Below are 17795 nucleotides of genomic sequence, written 5' to 3'. Positions count from 1 at the left end.
GTGACCACACCAGACCAAGACCCGCTGTTGGCCCAACCGGTCGGCGGTGACATCGACAAGGAGTTGCGCGCGGCGGGTAAGGGGATCAGCAAGGTCACCATCGGTCTCGCGGTCGCCGTGCTCGTAGTGCTCGCGTTCGGTGGTGGGGCACTGGCGCACAAGGCCCTCGCGTCGACCACTACGACCGCGGCGCCCGCTGCCGGGGGTAGGGGCGCGGGTGGTTATGGCGGCTTCGGTGGCGGCCAGGGCGGGCAACCCGGACAAGGTGGCCAAGGCGGTCAGCCGGGACAGGGTCGGGGAGGGACCACCGGCACGATCGACCACGTCGAGGGTTCCACCGTGTACGTCAAGACCCAGGACGGTAGGCTCGTCAAGGTGTCCACATCGGACTCCACGACGGTCGACCTGGTCAGCGCGGGCAAGCTCGCCGACCTGGCCGCGGGCGACACGGTCGTGGTGCTCGGCCAGCAGGCCGCGGACGGGTCGGTGACCGCGCGGTCGCTGACCCGCAGGCAGGCGGCGGGGTGAGCCCGGCGTCGCTGCTGGTCGTCGAGGACGACGACGGCATCCGGGACCTGCTGGCGACCAGCCTGCGCTTCGCCGGGTTCACCGTGGCCACCGCCGCGACCGGTGCCGACGCGCTGCGCCAGGCCGAGCGGCTGCGCCCGGACCTGCTGGTGCTGGACGTGATGCTGCCCGACCGGGACGGGTTCGACGTGCTGCGGCGGCTGCGCGCGGGCGGGCACGGCGTGCCCGTGCTGTTCCTGACCGCGCGCGACGCCAACCAGGACAAGGTCACGGGCCTGACCATCGGCGGCGACGACTACGTCACCAAGCCGTTCAGCCTGGAAGAGGTCATCGCCCGGGTCGCCGCTATCTTGCGCCGTACCCGGCCCGCGGGCGGTGAGCCCGAGCGGCTGACAGTGGGTGACCTGGAGTTGGAGGTCGACAGCCACACCGTGCGCAAAGCGGGTCGCGCGGTGGAGCTGTCGCCGACCGAGTTCAAGCTCTTGCACTACCTGCTGCGCAACGCTGGTCGGGTGGTGTCGAAAGCGCAGATCCTCGACCAGGTGTGGAACTACGACTTCAACGGCGAGGCAGGCGTTGTCGAGTCCTACATCTCCTACCTGCGCCGCAAGGTCGACGATGGCGAGACCCGTCTTATCCACACTGTGCGCGGGTTCGGCTATGTGCTGCGGTCTCCGTGAGCGGCTTGTCGCGGGTTAAGGCCGCCTTCGGGCGGTTGCCGCTACGCGTCCATCTAGTGCTGGTTATCGTCGTGCTCACCGCGGCTGGCCTGCTTGGCACGTGGGCGATCGGCTCGCAGGTGATGCAGGACTACCTGCTCGGCCAGGTCGACACCCGGCTCGACCGGATGAGCGGGTTGGCCCAACGGCAACTGCTCACTGGTTTCGAGCCCGCGCGCGCGAACAGGGGCCAGGCATGGGCGCAGCAGGAGATCGTGGTGCTGCTCCACGCGGACGGCCAGGCACTCGACCTGACACCGCGGCGCGACAGCGGCCCGCGGCCCGCGCTGCCCGCGTTCGGCACGGTCCCGTCGGGCACCTACGTGACCGTGGACTCGGTGGGCGACTCGACGCCGCGGTGGCGGGTGCTGGTCCGGCCCGTAGGGGCGGACGAGGTGGTGGTCGCCGCCAGCCAGGCCGATGTCGACACCGCCGTCGACGACCTACGGCGGACCTTCCTGCTGATCAGCCTCGGCGCGTTGGTGCTGCTCGCGGGCACCGGGTACGCGCTGGTGCGGGGCAGTTTGCGCCCGCTGGAGGAGGTCGAGTCCACGGCGGAGGTCATCGCGGCCGGTGATCTGTCGCGCCGGGTGCCCGTGCGGCGCCCGGGCAGTGAGGTCGGGCGGCTGGCGGTGTCGCTGAACGGCATGCTCGGCCAGATCGAGCAGGCCTTCCACGCGCGTGCCCGGTCGGAAGAGGCGGCGCGGGTGTCCGAGGGGCGGATGCGCCGGTTCGTCGCCGATGCCAGCCATGAGCTGCGCACGCCTCTTACCTCTATCCGTGGCTACGCGGAGCTGTACCGGCAGGGTGCCGCTGCGGACGTCGGTGAGGTCATGGCCCGGATCGAGGGGCAGGCCGAACGGATGAGCGCGCTGGTGGCAGACCTGTTGTTGTTGGCGAGCCTGGATCGTCAGCGCCCGTTGGAGCTAGCGCCTGCCGATTTGGCTGTCATCGCTGTTGACGCTGTCCACGAGGCCAGGGTGGTCGCGCCCGGTAGGTCTATCTCGCTGAAGCTGGACATCGGCGGTGAGCAGGCGGCGGTGCTGGGCGACACCCAGCGACTGCGGCAGGTCGCGTCGAACCTGGTCGGCAACGCCCTGCGCCATACCGAGGGCGCTATCGAGGTGCGGGTTCGGTTGATCGGGCCAAGAGCGGCGTTGGAGGTCAGCGACGAGGGTCCTGGTCTTACGCCAGCGGAGATGCAGCGGGTGTTCGAGCGCTTCTACCGGGCAGACCCGTCACGAACGCAGGAGAGCGGCGGTACGGGCCTGGGGCTGGCGATCGTGGACGCGGTTGTTTCCGCCCACGGCGGCTCGGTCGCGGTGGAGTCAGAGCTTGGTAAGGGGACAACGTTCTCGGTAGAGCTACCTCGACTGCCGGAAACGTGGACCGACCAGCACCGGGACTGAGGTGCTGCTGTCGAACTCCGCGGCGATCTCGACGTCCTCGCCGAACCCGAGTCCGATGAGCTCCTGGCCGCTCGCACAGGCGCGCAACTGGGGTGTCAGATCACTGGCCACATCGCGGTACGCCGCCGCGGCCAGTCGTGCCTCGGGAGAGGGCATCCCTAACGCGTAGGTGTCGAGGGCTGCCAGGTAGGCACCCGCGCCCCACAGATCCTCTGCACCCGGCCGTAGCGTCCCGCTCTCGCGCCAGTGTTCGCCAGCGGCAACTACCGCGACCCCCTCGGCCTCGCCGCTGCGTAGGCGCTCAGCTGTCCACGCTGCTGCGGCGGTGGCGTTGCGCAGGGACACCCCGATGACGGTGTGTCCCTGCATCGCGTGCGAGATGGTGGCACCGTTAGGTGAGGGCAACACCAGGCGGCGTAGACCGTCAGCGTTTCGCACGGTTCCCGGCGATAGACTCACCTTGCCCGGTTGTGAACGTCCCACGGCCAGTACGGCGTCGTGCTCGTTCGCGAACTCCACCGCCGACTCGTCCCGCCATCGATAGGGGAAGACCTCGACGCACGCGTCTACCGCGACCGTCAGGGTTGTGGTGAATGACAGCACGTCAACGACCGCGACCACCCACCCCGCTTCCGCGATCTCTCGGGCTCCCGACAGACCCCAGTCGAAGCGGAACCGGTAGCCATCCTGTGCATACGGACTCTTACCCACGCGCGGGATCTTGCCGTGCCGCGTCCGGATAGGCGACTCACTTGTACGTCTGAAGACTCTCCGGGGCGACCGTTGCCCATAGAGGCACGCTGAGGTCCAGATCGGCCATGGTTGCCGGGGCAAGGTCAGCGGAGATACCGCCCTCTAGGTGGATACGAGTGGTGTGGGCGTGCTGCTCCACTCCGACCACGCTCGTCTTCCACGTGTTGGGCGCGCTGGACTGCACGTGGTGCAGGGAGATCGCCGAAGGGGGACAGGCGACGTAGATGCCGCCGGTGTTGGCGTCGACTGTGGTGAGGGCGATACCGACATCGAGAGTGACCACGGAGCCGTTGGCGTTACCGCGCAACAGGTTGAGGCCAACCAGGTCTGCGATGTAAGGCGTGCGCGGATGCCGCGCTACCTCGCGAGGGACGCCCGTTTGCGTTACCTGGCCGTCCTCGATGACAACCAGGCGATCGCCCAGGGCCATCGCGTCCACCGGGTCGTGGGTCACCAGGACCGTGCACCCGGGGAAGTCACGCAGGTGGCGGCCCAGTTCCGCGCGCACCTTCAGCCGGGTCGCCGCGTCCAGGGCGGCGAGCGGCTCGTCGAGCAGCAGCACCGCCGGTTCGGTCGCCAACGCCCGCGCCAACGCCACCCGCTGGGCCTGACCGCCGGACAGCGCGCCGGGCCGCTTCCGCGCCTGGTCCCCGATCCCCACGGCATCCAGCCACGTCCTGGCCCGCGTCCGCGCGGTGTCCCGCGGCGTCCCCCGCGCCCGGAGTCCAAAAGCGACGTTCTCCAGGGCGGACATGTGCTGGAACAGGAGATAGTCCTGGAACACCACCCCGACCTGACGCTGCTGCGGCTGCACGAACGTCCGCGGCGGCTCATCCCACACCCGCCCGTCAAGCCGGATGTGACCGTCTTGCAACGGGAGCAGCCCCGCGAGCGCACGCAGGGCGGTTGTCTTACCGGCACCATTAGGCCCCAGCACCACGACAACCTCGCCTGGCGCAACGGTCAACGGTAGGTCCAACCCAGCGCGGTCTACCCGCAGTACGGCATCGAGGGTCATCCGCCCACCCACCGGTTGCGCAAACTGGCCAAGACCGCCACGGACACGACCAGCAGCACCACGCTCAACGCGATCGCGGCCTGCGGATCGGTCTCCAACGCCAGGTAGACCGCCAGCGGCATCGTCGTGGTCTCACCGGGGAAGTTGCCCGCGAACGTGATCGTCGCGCCGAACTCGCCCAACGCGCGCGCCCAGCTCAACACCGTGCCCGCCACCACGCCCGGCATGACCGAGGGCAGCGTGACCCGGCGGAACGCCAACCACCGCGACGCCCCCAGGGTCGCCGCGGCCTCTTCCACCCTCGGGTCCGCCGCCCGGAGCGCGCCCTCCACCGAGATCACCAAGAACGGCATCGCCACGAACGCCTCGGCGACCACCACCCCGGCCGTGGTGAAGGGCAACGACACCCCGAACCAGTTCTCCAACAACCCGCCTACCGGTCCCCTCTTACCCAGGACCAGTAACAACGCCACACCGCCCACCACAGGCGGTAGTACCAACGGCACAGTCACGAGCGCGCGAACCAACCGGCGCCCAGGGATATCGCCGCGCGCCAAGACCCACGCGAGTGGAACACCCAGCACCACACACACGACTGTCGCCAAGCTCGCGCACACCAACGACAACCGCAGCGCTTCGCCTACCTCCGCGCTCAGCAGTCGCGAAGGGAACTCGGCCCACGAAGTCCGTGCGAGCAGACCGACCAGCGGTAGGACCAAGAACGCCAGGCCGAGCACAGCGGGCACGACAAGGACGGCGGGCAGCCTCCCCTTGCCTACCCGCCGCCCGCTCACGGCGCTGAGAACCCGGCTTCGGCGAGTACGGCCTTACCCCGGTCGGACCGGACGAAGTCGACGAACGCCTTGGCCTGGGCAGCGTTAGGGGCCTTGCCCAGCACCGTGATCGGGTAGTCGTTGACCGCCTTGCTCGCCTCGGGGAAGTCGATGCCCTCCACCTCGGCGCCCGCGGCCTTGACGTCCGTCCGGTACACCAGCGCCGCGTCGACCTCGCCGAGCCGGACCTTCGTCAGCGCCGCCTTGACGTCCTGCTCCAGGGTGTCCGGCTTGGCCGTGATCCCGGCCGCGGCCAGCGCCTTCTTCGCCGCCGCGCCGCACGGCACCTGCTCGGCGCACAGCGCGATGTCGAGGTTCTCGTCGGCGAACGCGGCCAGGCCGGTGACCTTGCCGGGATTGCCCTTGGGGACCGCGATCTCCAGCTGGTTCCTGGCGAAGGTCACCGGGTCCTTGGCGTCGGTGACCTGCTGCATGTTCGCGGGCGCCGCCGAGGCGAACACGTCGGCAGGCGCGCCCTCGGTGATCTGCTTGGCCAGCGCCGAGCTGCCCGCGAAGTTGAAGGTGACCCTCACCCCCGGGTTCGCGGCCTCGAACTCCTTGCCCAGGGTCGTGAAGGTCTCGGTGAGTGACGCCGCGGCGAACACCGTCACCGTCCTGGGTGGTTCTTCCTGGCTGGAGCAGCCGGTTAAGACGAGCAGCACGGCGAGGAGCAGGGCGCGCATCCGTACCTCCGCAGATTCGGTGATATCGGCAGTCTAGTCACGCGACTGCGGTTGCGGGCCGTCCCGATGGCTGTGGGTAATCGCCCGTTTGCCCCCGCGCACCACTGGACTGGAGGCTGCCGGGACGCCGCCGGTGGGTGAGGCTTGACCTCCACCGAGCGGGGAGGCGGCATGGCCAGCGGGTTCCAGCGCGACAAGATCACCGGCGTGTTCACCGCGATGGACCACGACGGCGACGGCCTGCTCACCGAGGCCGACTTCACCGCGCTGGCCGACCGCTGGCGCCAGGCCCGCGGCGCCCCGGTCGGCTCCGACGACCACCGGCGCATCGCCACGATCATGCTCGGCTGGTGGCACACCCTGCGCGTGGCCGCGGGCGGCGCCGACCAGGTCACCGTGGACGACGTGCTCGAGGTGGTCGACCAGCTGCACGCCGCCCCCGACGCGGTCACCGAGACCGCGCACGCCATGTTCGACGCCGTCGACGAGGACGGCGACGGCCGGATCACCCCCGACGAGCACCAGCGCCTCGTCGACGTCTGGAACGGCCGCCCCACCGCGCTGGGCACCGCGTTCAAGTCGTTCGACCTCGACGACGACGGCACCCTGTCCCGCGCCGGGTTCACCACCCTGTGGACCGACTTCTGGGCGGGCGACGACCCGGCCGCGCCGGGCACCCGGCTGTTCGGGCCGCTGCCGGGGGAGTGAATCCGGCACCGGTGGGTATCCGGGGGTCCGACCGGACCGAAAGGAATCCCCCGTGCGCGCCGTGGTGCTCAACTGCTCGCACCACGTCATCGGCGACCACGGCCACGAGTGGGCGCACGACACGGCCAAGACCATGGCGCACGTGCTGCACTCGACGGCCAAGGCGCTCGCCGCTAGTCCCATACCGCCGCGGTCGTGAACGGTGTGAGTCAGTCGAGGGCGAGGCGGGGTGCGTAGCCCGCGGCGAGGATCGCCACCGTTGACGGCGGGGTCAGGACGTCAACGGGGCCGTCCGGGAGGGGACGGCGGTCCGCGTAGCCCACGGGGGTCCAGCGGTGGATCCGGTCCCCGGCGACCAGCCAGTGGTCGTCCTGGACGGTGATGAAGCTGCCGTGCGGCGGTTCGGTCATCGCGGTGGTGCGGCGGCGACCGTCGTGCAGGGACCGCTCGGCGTCTAGGACGCGGTCCATGGCGTCGGCACTAGGCGAGTCCTCTATGGACCAGAGCGCGCGGTAGCGGAGATAGTCGGCACGGCGGCACTCAGCGCAAGGGCGGTGGCCAGCTGCTAGAGCCACGGCTTCGTCCAAGAAGAACAGCTCGGTGTAACGGCCGGGGGCCATGACCGGGCGGTGGCGACCGCGGAACTCGAGTTCGCAGGTGATCCAACGGCGGACCTGGGCTCTACGGACGATCTCGCCACCGGGGTTGTGCAAGACGCCGCGGTTGCCCATGAGGCTGCCGCGGTGCGGGGTCTCGATGAGGTCGCCGCTAGGGGCCACCCGGTTGCGTCGTGCCACTACGACCCAGGTTACTGGTCCCCGGCGGCATGCGACCGGTACTCCCCGATCTCGTCCGCGCGGATCAACCCGTCCTCTATGGCGCGCGCGAGCAGCGCGGTCTTGGTGGGCGCCGGTCGGCCTATCTTCGCGTACTTGACCCTGGCCCGGTCGATGTACTGGCGCACGGTCGCCTCGCTGAGCCCCATCCGCCTGGCCACCGACGCCTTCGACATCGACTGGAACCACAGCAGCAACGCCGTCCGCTCCTGCACGGACAGGTGCGGCGCCTCGGTCAGCAACGCCCCCGCCACCGACGGCGTCACGTACGGCCGGTCGGTGGCCACCGCGACGATCGTGTCGACGCAGTGGCTGCCCGCCTCGTGCTTGGACAGGAACGCCGACGCCCCGGCCTCCAGCACGGTCAGGATGGTGCCCGGGTCGTCCATCGCCGAGTAGACGACGACCCGCCTGCCCTCCGTGCACAGCTGCGCCACCCGGTCCACCACGACGGTGTCGCCCAGTTGCAGGTCGAGCAGCAGCACGTCCGCGTCGCCGCCCGGCCCGGCCAGGACCTCGTCGATGCTGTCGCCGCTGGCCACGACCGCCGCCCGCTTGCCGGGATCGGTGGTGATCCAGGTGGTGACGCCGTCCACGACCACGGGGTGGTCCTCGATGATCGCCACGGTCACGGGCTGGTCGGTCATGGGCGCCTCGATCGGGTCGGTCATGCGGTGCTCCAGCGGGTTTGCAGCCAGAGTTCGGTGCCGTCGTGGTCCTGGGTGAGGGTGACGCCGGTGGGTGCGGCCGGGTGGACGTCGGGGGCGTCGGCGACTACCGCGACCGTGACGTCGGTGCGGCTCGCGACCACAGTCACCCTGGCGGTGGATCTAGCAGCGCTCAGGCCCACTACGGGCGCCTCGGTCAACGCGCGGCGGATGTCGACCGGTAGGTCCGGCACCGCGCCGACCACCGACAGCGACACCTGGACCCCGCGCCGCTCGGCCACGTCGGCACCCGCGCGCAGTTCGTGCAGCAGCGAGTCGGGCACGTCGTCGGTCTCGGCCATCAGGCGGCGGAGCCGGGCCGCCCCCGCCGCCGCCCTGCGCCGCACGGTCGGGTCGGACGGGTCCGCGCCCGCGACCAGCTCGGCCAGGAGCGTGGCGGTGACCCGGTGCAGCTCCTGGTAGCGCACGGCCCGGTCCGCGGCGACCGCCTCCGCCGCCGCCCGGTGCGCCGTCGCCGCCGTCCTGGCCGCCGAGCTGCGGGCCGCCCACTGGGCCGCCGCGTGCAGGCCGTGCGCGCCGAGGCTGTAGCCGAGCTGGAGGGTGAACGCCCCGAGCAGCACCATGATCGCCCGCGACACCTGCTCACTGCTGCCCACGTCGAGCACCACCATCCCGACCACCAGGATCGCGGTGTCCGCCACCAGGAAGGCGACCAGGTGCGCCGCCCGGTGCCGCCAGAACGCGATCACCGCCACCCACCCCACCGACCCCCACGCCCAGTTCGCGGGCAACACCACCGCCCCCGGCGCCGCCACCAGCAACAACACGTCCACCCCGAGCGTGCCCACCCCGGCCAGCCACGCCACCCGCCGCGACCCACCCCGCAACAGAACCGTCGCCGCCACACCCCCGACCACCAGGTACAGCACCCACCCGACCACCGCAGCCCACTGTCTGCTGTAGACACCCCAGTTGGTCGCGGTGGCCGCCAGGTCGTACCCCAGGTGCCAGAACGCCGCGATCACCACCGCCGCCACGGTCGCCCCCCGCGCGTACCGCTCGGCCACCACCACACTCGGGTCAGCGCTCATGTCCCGGATCCCGCCGGGCAGGGGGTGGTGTCGGGCCAGCGGAGGGTGATGGTGGTGCCGGACGGGGTCGAGGTGATGGTGGCGGTGCCGTCCACCGCGCGCATGCGGCCGAGGATGCCCTCGCGGACGCCGTAGCGGTGGTGGGGGATGGTGGTGGGGTCGAAGCCGGGGCCGGTGTCGGTGATGGTGACCAGGATCGAGGCGCAGTCGGTGGTCAGGGTCAGGCGGGCGGTGTCGGCCGAGGTGTGGCGGGCGGTGTTGGCGAGGGCCTGTGCGGCGGCGGCCGAGAAGGCAGTGGCGACCAGGACTGGCACCTTGCACGGGACTAGATCCGCTGTGACCGCTACCTCCGCTCGGTCTGCGACCGCACGCAGTTGGTGACGTAAGTCAACGTCCGTGTCAGGCTCACCGAGGTCGATGCTGCCCTCGACCACCGCGAGGTCTGCCGCGGCTCTAGCCCTCAACGCGAGGGACGACGCGGTGACGCCATCGGTGCCGATGGTGGTCAGCGTCGCCAGCACCGTGTCGTGCAGCCTGCGCTTGTGCTCCCGCTCGTCCGCGCGCCGAGCGAGCATGACGGCCGCCGCGCGCTCGGTGGCCCGCAGGTCGGCGAGCGCGTCGTCGGCCACCGCGGCGGAGCGGCGCAGCACCGTCATCAGCGCGGCCGTCGCGGCGATCTGGATCACGTGGATGCCCAGCGTCCCCAGGGCGCCGCCGACCTGCCACGCGCCGACCACGTGCACCGCGGCCACCACCAGACCGGCGGGCACGGCCAGCCGCGGCCGCCACGCGAAGTGCGCGATCACGATCGTCATCGAGGTCAGCCCGTCCACCCAGCTCGCCCCGCCCGACCGCAGCTCCGGCGCCACCAGCCACGGCTGCGCCAGGCACAGCACGACGGTCAGCGCGATGTCGACCAGCACGACCCAGCCGCGCACCCCGCGCCGGACCACCGTCCACGCGAACCCCGCCGACCACACCACGCTCACGCCGACCGCGAGCACCACCCACCCCAGCCCCGCGCCCGCCGTCGCGATCGCGGCCACCCCGCCGAGCACCGCGGTGGCACCGCGCATCGCCGCGGCGCAGCGCGCGACCACCCGATCCAGCGCGGCCTGGGCGTCCTCGGTCACGGCCACGCCCCTGTGATCGATCCGGGCCCCGCCACCGTTTCGCGTTCCACCCAACTCGGCGGGCGACCGCCGGTCCGCGGTCGCCCTGTCCAACGCACCCGACCCCCGGGGGATACGTCCTGACCGCCGATCGGCTGTCAGCCGAAGACCGGTCGTTCCCCCCGGGCCCGCCCCGGCTCTACTGGTCCCCATGGAATCCCACCGGAGAACGCGCCCCCCGTGCCCGGCGACGCCCTGATCATCACCCGGCTGGCCGCGGCCATCGGCGCCGCGGTAGCCGACCACGGCCCCATCGACCTGCGGTTCGCCCTGATCGCCCGCACCGCGGGCCTCGCCGCAGGCCTGCGGTGGCTCATCACCACCCTGCGCGGCGGCACGGGTGTCGTCGGCTTGATCGCGGTACTGCGCGGCCTGCTGGAGGCTGTGGAATCCGGCGAACCCCTGCGGACGGTGTGGCGGGTGGTGGCGGTGATCGAGGCGGCGCGGGGTTAGCTGAGGAGGAGTTTGCCGATGCGGCGGGAGGTGCCGTAGAGGCCTGCGGCGGTGAGGGCCAGTAGGTAGGCGGTGTGGCCTAGCAGGGAGGGGGTGAGCACGCCGACCGAGAAGGTTCTGGCTAGTTCGACGCCGTGGTAGAGGGGGGAGAGTTCGGCGATCACCCGCAGCGGCAGGGGGTAGCGGTCCACGGGGAAGAAGGTGCCCGAGAAGAGGAACATCGGGACCACGAGCAGGTGGATGTACTCGAACTGGGCCGACGACCGGAGCAGGGTCGCGCACACCATCCCGATCGCCGCGAACGCCATCGACACCAGGAGTGCGACCGGGACGAGCAGCAGCGCCCACGGGGTCGTCACCAGGCCCATCGTGGCCATGACGCCGAAGAAGGCCACTGCGTACAGGCCGCTGCGCAGGACGGTCCAGGTCAGCTCGCCCAGCGCCACGTCGTAGGTGCCCAGCGGGGTGGCCAGGACCGAGTCGTACAGGCCGTCGAAGCGGAGCTTGTAGAACATGCTCATCGTCTCCGACACCGCGCCGTTCATGGCGGAGGCGACCAGCAACGCGGGGGCGACGAAGGCAACGTAGCTGAGTTCCACCCCGCCGGGGCCCACCACGACCGGGACCAGCGCACCGAAGCCGATCTGGAACGCCAGCACGTAGAACAGCGGCTCGAAGATGCCCGACAGCAGCACCATCCACGCCCGCGCGTACAGCAGCGCCGACCGCTCGACCAGCCGCCGCGCCATCCCGGCGTAGCTGCCCGAGGGCAGGACCCGCTGCAGCACCGCGGTGCGCCGTCCAGTGTCCACAACAGACATTCAGACCACCAGCCTGCGGCGGAAGCACCGACGCCCCAGCACCAACCCGAACACCAGCAAACCCACCAACACCGCCAGATGGCCCACCGCGGGCCACAACCGCAACCCGCCCAACGCGACACCGCGCGCCAGTTCGTTCCCGTGCCACAGCGGCGAGATCCACGCCAGCGGCCGTACCACGACCGGCAGCCGGTCGACCGGGAAGAACGTGCCCGCGAACAGCGTCATCGGCATGACCACGAACCGGTTCACCGCGGCGAACGCGTGCCCGTCGCCCTTGGTCGTCGCCGCGAACGCCATCACCGGGGTCGCGCACGCGGCGCCGGTCAGGATCGCGATCGGCGCGACCAGCAGCGCGCCCGCGCTCGTCCAGCCGCCCACCAGCGTCGTGACCACCAGGTACAGCACCGATCCCAGCACCAGCCGCAGCGTGATCCACACCAGTTCGGCGGTGAACAGCTGCCCCGGCGTGACCGGTGACGAGGCGACCGCCCAGTAGTCCTGCTTCCACTTGAACCCCGACAGCACCGGCAACCCGGCCTCGGCCACCGCGATCGTGATCAGCCCGCTGACCAGGATCGTCGGTGCCACGTAGGCCAGGTAGGGCATCCCGCCGGTCAGCGGCCCCGGCCGCACCTGCGACCCGAACCCGATCCCCATCGCCGCCAGGAACAGCACCGGCTGCAACCCCGACGACAGCAGGCTCGCCGTCCAGTGCCGCCGGTACCAGGTCCACTGGCCCTCCACCCGCAGCAGCACCGCGCGCCACGGCCGGACCACCACACCGGTGGCCACCGCGGTCGGCTGGTCGAGCGTCGCGGTCATCACTCCACCAACGTCCGGCCGGTGAGCCGGAGGAACACGTCCTCCAACGTGGACCGGCGCACCAGCGTCGAGGTCGGCCGCACACCTCGGTCGTGTGCGCGGACGGCAGTGGCGTCGCCGTCGGTGGTGTAGAGCAGCAGCCGGTCGGGCAGGACCTCCACCCGGTCGGCCAGGTCGCGCACGGAGTCGACCGCGCCGTGCTGGTCGCCGGGGGAGAAGCGCAGTTCGAGCACCTCGCGGGTGACGTACCGGGTGATCAGCTCGGCCGGGCTGCCCTCGGCGACGATCCGACCCGCGTCCATCACCACCAGCCGGTCGCAGAGCTGCTCGGCCTCGTCCATGTAGTGCGTGGTGATGATGAGCGTGACGCCGCGCTGCTTGAGCGCGAACAGCTTCTCCCACAACAGGTGCCGCGCCTGCGGGTCCAACCCGGTGGTCGGCTCGTCGAGCAGCAGCACCTCCGGGTCGTTGACCAGCGCGCGGGCGATGGTCAGCCGCCGCTTCATGCCGCCGGAGAGCGGCTCGACGTCGTGGTCGGCGCGGTCGGTGAGCCGGGCGAACTCGATCAGCTCGACCGCCTTGGCGCGCACCTGCTTGCGGGTCAGCCCGAAGTAGCGGCCGTAGACGTGCAGGTTCTGCCGCACCGTCAGCTCGCGGTCGAGGTTGTCCTCTTGCGGCACCAGGCCGATCCTGGCCCGGATCGCCGGACCGTGCGTGTCCGGGTCCATGCCGAGCACCCGCAGGTCGCCGCCGCTGCGCGGGGACATGCACGACACCATGCGCATGGTGGACGACTTGCCCGCGCCGTTGGGCCCGAGGAAGCCGAACGCCTCACCGCGGCGCACCTGGAAGTCGATACCGCGGACGGCCTCGAAATCGGCGAATCGCTTCACCAGGCCGCTACCGGATATCACCGGCGCGCCAGTATCCGAACTCACGAGCGCTGTCTCCATTTCTCCCGCCGCGGGCGTGGTCGTGACCTCGGCGGTAATCGTCCCGACACTACCAGCGACGGACCCGTCCGGGTGCGGGTCGGTGAAACACCCACCACCGGCCGGGCGCCGTACGGTCCCGGTGGGCGGCAACGCGATCGGTGATCCACTGTGTCTATCCACTGTGGACGATCCACAAGTCCTGGGGTCGCTCACAAGGGTGATGTGCGCGCCACGACCGAACACCTGTTCGACATCCGGGTTAGGGTGTCGCCCATGTACGACAACCGCCCGGCCGATGTGGCCGTCCGTTACCGCGTGAGCAACATCGGTGAGCGCGTGGCCATCCTCCCCGCCACCTGCAAGGTCGGCACCCACTCGCTGGCCAGGGTCGGTTACCTGGCGCAGGCGAGCGAACACGAGGGGGTCGTCCGCGTGTCCTGCAACGCCTGCAACGAGAACGTCGACGTCGACCACTTCTGGGCGCTCACCCTGGTCGGCGCGCCACCGGCCAGGGTGGAGCTCGACGACGCCCCGTACGCCGACGTCGTCCCGGTCATGGTCGACCCCAGGGGTAGGGTCGCCAGACTCCCCTGAACAGCCGCCAGACAGCTTTGGTGAACAGCTGCCATGCCGCTTTGGTGAACAGTCGCCAGGCCGCTCTGATAGACAGGTCGGGTGACCGATCTCCCGCAGCGCGGCCGCGTCGCGCTGGTGACCGGGGTGAGCAGGCGCGCGGGCATCGGCTACGCCACCGCCCGCAGGCTCGCCGCCGCGGACGCCTCCCTGTTCCTGCACCACCACGCCCCGCACGACGCCGACCAGCCGTGGGGCGCCGACCCGGACGGCCCGGCGGCGCTCGCGGCCGAGGTCGGCGCCGCGCACCTGGGTCTCGACCTGGTCGCCCCCGGCGCGCCGGAGCACCTGCTGGCGACCGCCGCCGCCACCGCGGGCCACGTCGACATCCTCGTGTGCAACCACGCCCGCAGTGGCGGTGACGGCCCGCTGGGCACCCTCGACGCCGCGATGCTCGACGCGCACTGGGCGGTGAACACGCGCTCGACGCTGCTGCTGGTCCAGGCCTTCGCCGCCCAGCACGACGGCCGCCCCGGCGGGCGGGTGGTGCTGATGACCTCCGGTCAGGACCTCGGCCCGATGACCGGCGAGATCGCTTACGCCGCCAGCAAAGCCGCGCTCGCGGGCGTCACGAGGTCCCTCGCCGACCACCTGATCGACCGGGGGATCACGGTCAACGCCGTCAACCCCGGCCCGGTCGACACCGGCTGGGCCACCCCCGAGGTCCGCGACGAGGTGCGCGCCGGGTTCCCGACCGGCCGCTGGGCCGAGCCGGACGACCCGGCGCGGCTGATCGCGTGGCTCGCCTCGCCGGACGCGGACTGGGTCACCGGGCAAGTCATCAACTCCGAGGGTGGGTTCCGCCGGTGGCGGTGACGGGCTACGCGGTGACGGACTGCGCGGTGGGTGACTTGCGCACCAGGAACGGCCCGATCGCCAGGTAGTCGATCTCGGTCTTGAGGAACGTGGCGACCGCGTCGGCGGGCGTGCAGATGATCGGCTCCTGGTCGTTGAACGAGGTGTTGAGCACCATCGGCACCCCGGTGCGCGCGTGGAACTCCCGGATGATCCGGTGGAACCCCGGGTTCGTGGCCTCGTGCACCGCCTGGATCCGGCAGGTGTTGTCGACGTGCAACACCGCGCCCATCTGCGCGTACTTCTCCGGTCGCGCCGGGTACGCCATCAGCATGTAGTCACCGGCCGTGGTCGGTTTGGCGACCTCGAACCACTCGTCGACGAACTCGCCGAGCACGCTGGGGGCCAGCGGCCGGAAGTACTCGCGGTGCTTGACCTTGTGGTTCAGCGTCTCCCGCATGGCCCGCTCGCGCGGGTCGCCGATGATGCTGCGGTTGCCCAAAGCGCGCGGCCCCAACTCCATCGCGCCCTGGAACAGCCCGATGACGTTGCCCGCGACCAGGAGTTCCGCGACCGAGGCGGCGAAGTCGGCAGGCTGGTCGACCACCAGGGTCGGGTGCTTGCCCAGCTCGGCGGCGATCTCGGCGTCGGTGAACGACGGACCCCAGTAGGCGTGCGGCATCGACGGCGACCGCTCCTGGCCCAGCACGTGGTTCCACACGTGCAGCGCCGCGCCCACCGAGAGACCACCGTCGTGCGCGGCGGGCTGGACGTAGAGCTCCTCGAAGTCCGAGCGCTCGAAGGCGATCTGGTTCGCGACGCAGTTCAGCGCGACACCACCGGCCAGGCACAGCCGGGTCGACCCGGTGAGGCGCCGCAGGTGCTCGGTCATGTGCAGGACCAGCTCGTTCGTCTTCTCCTGCAACGCCGCGGCGACGTCCTGGTGGACCTGCTCCAGGTCCCCGGAGCGGGCCTCGACACCCAGCACCTCGACCAGACCGGACGTGTCGGCTGACGGCGGGTAGTACAGGATGTCGGCGAAGCGCAGCAGGTCGGTGGCCATGTCGAAGCCGCCGTCCGGTGTGGTCCAGGCCAGGCGGTCGAACGCGGCCGCGAAGCGGGTCGGGTCGCCGTACGCGGCCAGGCCCATCACCTTCGCCGCGTCGTACACGCCGAATCCCAAGTAGACCGACACCAGCTCCCACAGGTACCCGATGGACGCCGGGTACCGCACGCTCTGCACGCACTCCAGCTTGCTGCCGTCGGCGCGGTAGAAGCGGGTGGAGAACGCGTCGTCGCCGAGCGCGTCGACCACCAGCACCGCGGCATCGTCGAAAGTGGACGCGAAGTAGGCCGACGCGGCGTGCGCGGTGTGGTGCGCGACCCAGTGGAACTCGCCGGTGAAGCCGAGTTCGGCGAACCGGAGCGGGATGTCGGGCAGCTTGGCCAGGAACTGCTCCTGCTTGTCGCGCTCGTCCCACGGCGACGGCAGGCCCTTGGCCAGCACGTCGGCGATGATCTCCGGGTCGGCGGCGACCGTCACGTGGTCGACATCGGCCAGGGTGATCCCCGCGGTGGCCAGGCAGAAGTCGATCGCGGCCCGCGGCAGCTCGTCCGGGTTGTCCGCGCGGGCCTGTTTGCCGTGCTTGACCCGGTTGAAGCGCTCCTCCTCGGCCGCGGCGAGCACCACCCCGTCGCGGACCAGGCACGCGGAGGACTCGTGGTAGACGGAGTTGACCCCGAGGATGTACATGGCGAACCCTTCCGCTCAGGCCAGTGGCTGGTAGTCGGAGTTGGGGAAGTAGTCCTCGCCCGCGCCGACCCGGCGGACGTCCCAGGTGGCGCAGTGCAGCGACCCGCCGTACTCGAACACGTTGCGGAACGGGACCGGGAAGACCTCGAAGTCCAGTTTGTACAGCAGCTCCTGCAGCGGCTTCTCCTGCTGCTCGCAGATGACCTTGTTCGGTCCGATGCTGAGCACGTTCATCGACAGCCACTTCGAGGACTGGCAGAACTCCGGCATCTCGTCGTTGCCCGTGGTCGGCTCCGGCGCGTCCACCAGCTCCCAGTCGTTGGCCAGGAACAGCTTCTCCTCACCCTCGCGCAGCGGCCGGTCCGGGTTGGTCAGCACCAGCCCCGGGCGCAGCGGCACGAACGTGCAGTCGATGTGCGAGGGGAAGAAGTCCAGCGGGAAGTGCACCGGCCGCACCCGGAAGCCCTTGGGCTCCAGGTGCCGCTTGAGCCAGCTGATGCCCGCCCGGTTGGTGGTCATCGACTCCTGCACCACGATGTCGCGGCCGAAGCGGCTCATGTCGGCGGCGTCGAACACCACCTCGTCCTGGGTCACGCAGAACTCGAACGAGTGCATCCGCTCGTGCCGCTCCGCCAGCGGCCAGTCCCAGAACCCGTCGCGGTACATCTTGTCCGCCATCGACGGCTTCGGCGCGGTCGTCCACACCACCCGCGGGTCGGCGTTCCAGTACTCGTACACCAGCTCCCGGTACGGCTGGAACTCGAAGTACCGCGACCGCCGCGACATCGGCGCCTCGATGATCTCGTTGCCGATGGTGATCATCACGTCCCGCGGGCACACCGCGCAGTACTGGTTGGCCGCCTCGAAGTCGGGCGTGCGCACCGACTGCGAGAAGTCGTGCGGTGCGGGCCTGCGCACCCGCACTCCCTCGGACTCCAGAAGGGACACCAGCCCGGCCAGCTCCTCGTTGGCCCGGTCGACCGCCTCGGCGGACTTCGGCCCGGACGGGAACGGCGTGCCCGGCGGGGCGTTGCGGATCTGCGGCCGGTTGCCCGGCTCGGTCGGCTCGAAGTTGGCCCCGTCGGCCGACCCGACGACGATCTCCTCCAGCGGGTCCCACTCGTTCCACGAGTTGACGACCTCGGACACTTGCTGCATGCGG

Annotated in this window: 21 protein-coding genes; 8 read left to right on the top strand and 13 right to left on the bottom strand. The window is 70.8% G+C overall.

The genetic code is table 11. The annotated features are described in order from the left end of the window. The 3 genes from BMY07_RS07150 to BMY07_RS07140 are packed head-to-tail and all read left to right on the top strand — an operon-like array spanning position 1 to position 2656. Positions 1-528 (top strand): DUF5666 domain-containing protein, encoded by a 528-nt coding sequence (locus tag BMY07_RS07150; protein WP_092775676.1) that lies wholly within the window; start codon positions 1-3, stop codon positions 526-528. Further along, positions 525-1208 carry a response regulator transcription factor gene (locus BMY07_RS07145; protein WP_092775675.1) on the top strand — a complete coding sequence of 228 codons (684 nt, stop codon included), beginning with the start codon at positions 525-527 and terminating at the stop codon, positions 1206-1208. The genes BMY07_RS07150 and BMY07_RS07145 overlap by 4 nt, the downstream gene beginning before the upstream one ends. Next, complete coding sequence (locus BMY07_RS07140; protein WP_218150618.1) at positions 1205-2656, top strand: sensor histidine kinase; 1452 nt, start codon at positions 1205-1207, stop codon at positions 2654-2656. Before BMY07_RS07145 ends, BMY07_RS07140 begins: the two co-directional genes overlap by 4 nt. On the opposite strand, the gene BMY07_RS07135 is transcribed toward BMY07_RS07140, so the two are convergent. Genes BMY07_RS07135 through modA form a run of 4 tightly spaced genes read right to left on the bottom strand, consistent with a single transcriptional unit; the run spans position 2612 to position 5943 of the window. After that, positions 2612-3367: a 2-phosphosulfolactate phosphatase gene (locus BMY07_RS07135; RefSeq protein ID WP_092775674.1), complete on the bottom strand. Its 756-nt coding sequence runs from the start codon at positions 3365-3367 to the stop codon at positions 2612-2614. The genes BMY07_RS07140 and BMY07_RS07135 overlap by 45 nt on opposite strands. A 37-nt stretch (positions 3368-3404) precedes the next feature. Next, positions 3405-4427 (bottom strand): ABC transporter ATP-binding protein, encoded by a 1023-nt coding sequence (locus BMY07_RS07130; protein ID WP_092775673.1) that lies wholly within the window; start codon positions 4425-4427, stop codon positions 3405-3407. Further along, positions 4424-5191, bottom strand: a complete 768-nt coding sequence (gene modB / locus BMY07_RS07125) for a molybdate ABC transporter permease subunit (RefSeq protein ID WP_218150625.1) — start codon at positions 5189-5191, stop codon at positions 4424-4426. Before modB ends, BMY07_RS07130 begins: the two co-directional genes overlap by 4 nt. 26 nt (positions 5192-5217) lie before the next feature. Further along, positions 5218-5943 (bottom strand): molybdate ABC transporter substrate-binding protein, encoded by a 726-nt coding sequence (modA, locus tag BMY07_RS07120; RefSeq protein WP_092775671.1) that lies wholly within the window; start codon positions 5941-5943, stop codon positions 5218-5220. A 171-nt stretch (positions 5944-6114) separates the two neighbouring features. Here modA and BMY07_RS07115 point away from each other — a divergent pair, with 171 nt between their 5' ends. After that, positions 6115-6651, top strand: a complete 537-nt coding sequence (locus BMY07_RS07115) for an EF-hand domain-containing protein (RefSeq protein WP_092775670.1) — start codon at positions 6115-6117, stop codon at positions 6649-6651. Between the two features lie 52 nt (positions 6652-6703). Next, positions 6704-6850: a hypothetical protein gene (locus BMY07_RS34185; protein ID WP_177215482.1), complete on the top strand. Its 147-nt coding sequence runs from the start codon at positions 6704-6706 to the stop codon at positions 6848-6850. Between the two features lie 10 nt (positions 6851-6860). Here the strand turns inward: BMY07_RS34185 and BMY07_RS07110 are convergent, their stop codons facing one another. Genes BMY07_RS07110 through BMY07_RS35850 form a run of 4 tightly spaced genes read right to left on the bottom strand, consistent with a single transcriptional unit; the run spans position 6861 to position 10379 of the window. After that, positions 6861-7448, bottom strand: a complete 588-nt coding sequence (locus tag BMY07_RS07110) for a hypothetical protein (RefSeq protein ID WP_092775669.1) — start codon at positions 7446-7448, stop codon at positions 6861-6863. An 11-nt stretch (positions 7449-7459) separates the two neighbouring features. Further along, on the bottom strand, positions 7460-8158 hold the full coding sequence (locus tag BMY07_RS07105) for a response regulator transcription factor (protein ID WP_245782253.1): 699 nt from the start codon (positions 8156-8158) through the stop codon (positions 7460-7462). Further along, positions 8155-9246: a hypothetical protein gene (locus BMY07_RS07100; protein ID WP_092775668.1), complete on the bottom strand. Its 1092-nt coding sequence runs from the start codon at positions 9244-9246 to the stop codon at positions 8155-8157. Before BMY07_RS07100 ends, BMY07_RS07105 begins: the two co-directional genes overlap by 4 nt. After that, on the bottom strand, positions 9243-10379 hold the full coding sequence (locus BMY07_RS35850) for an ATP-binding protein (RefSeq protein WP_143073391.1): 1137 nt from the start codon (positions 10377-10379) through the stop codon (positions 9243-9245). Before BMY07_RS35850 ends, BMY07_RS07100 begins: the two co-directional genes overlap by 4 nt. 219 nt (positions 10380-10598) lie before the next feature. On the opposite strand from BMY07_RS35850, the gene BMY07_RS07090 reads away from it, so the two are divergent. Further along, positions 10599-10871 (top strand): hypothetical protein, encoded by a 273-nt coding sequence (locus BMY07_RS07090; protein WP_092775666.1) that lies wholly within the window; start codon positions 10599-10601, stop codon positions 10869-10871. On the opposite strand, the gene BMY07_RS07085 is transcribed toward BMY07_RS07090, so the two are convergent. Genes BMY07_RS07085 through BMY07_RS07075 form a run of 3 tightly spaced genes read right to left on the bottom strand, consistent with a single transcriptional unit; the run spans position 10868 to position 13470 of the window. Further along, positions 10868-11692, bottom strand: a complete 825-nt coding sequence (locus tag BMY07_RS07085) for an ABC transporter permease (RefSeq protein ID WP_092775665.1) — start codon at positions 11690-11692, stop codon at positions 10868-10870. The two genes, BMY07_RS07090 and BMY07_RS07085, sit on opposite strands and share 4 nt — an antisense overlap. Continuing rightward, positions 11693-12517 (bottom strand): ABC transporter permease, encoded by an 825-nt coding sequence (locus tag BMY07_RS07080; protein ID WP_092775664.1) that lies wholly within the window; start codon positions 12515-12517, stop codon positions 11693-11695. After that, the gene (locus BMY07_RS07075; RefSeq protein WP_092775663.1) at positions 12517-13470 is read right to left on the bottom strand and encodes an ABC transporter ATP-binding protein; all 954 of its coding nucleotides are present in this window, start codon (positions 13468-13470) and stop codon (positions 12517-12519) included. The genes BMY07_RS07080 and BMY07_RS07075 overlap by 1 nt, the downstream gene beginning before the upstream one ends. A 255-nt stretch (positions 13471-13725) precedes the next feature. Between BMY07_RS07075 and BMY07_RS07070 the strand changes: the two genes are divergently transcribed. Together BMY07_RS07070 and BMY07_RS07065 are read left to right on the top strand one after the other, a co-directional pair. Further along, complete coding sequence (locus BMY07_RS07070) at positions 13726-14046, top strand: hypothetical protein (protein WP_092776089.1); 321 nt, start codon at positions 13726-13728, stop codon at positions 14044-14046. A gap of 81 nt (positions 14047-14127) precedes the next feature. After that, entirely contained in the window at positions 14128-14901 is a 774-nt protein-coding gene (locus BMY07_RS07065; protein ID WP_092775662.1) for an SDR family oxidoreductase, read from the top strand. Positions 14902-14905: 4 nt separating this feature from the next. Here BMY07_RS07065 and BMY07_RS07060 read toward each other — a convergent pair whose 3' ends face one another. Together BMY07_RS07060 and BMY07_RS07055 are read right to left on the bottom strand one after the other, a co-directional pair. Then, positions 14906-16633: a carbamoyltransferase family protein gene (locus tag BMY07_RS07060; RefSeq protein WP_092775661.1), complete on the bottom strand. Its 1728-nt coding sequence runs from the start codon at positions 16631-16633 to the stop codon at positions 14906-14908. Between the two features lie 15 nt (positions 16634-16648). Further along, positions 16649-17791 (bottom strand): glycine amidinotransferase, encoded by a 1143-nt coding sequence (locus tag BMY07_RS07055; protein ID WP_092775660.1) that lies wholly within the window; start codon positions 17789-17791, stop codon positions 16649-16651. Between the last annotated feature and the right edge of the window lie 4 nt (positions 17792-17795).

Origin of the sequence: Actinokineospora terrae (genome assembly GCF_900111175.1) — a bacterium.
Taxonomy (GTDB): domain Bacteria; phylum Actinomycetota; class Actinomycetes; order Mycobacteriales; family Pseudonocardiaceae; genus Actinokineospora; species Actinokineospora terrae.
Note: the sequence above shows the minus strand (reverse complement) of the source record. Positions and strands in the feature narration are given on the sequence as shown.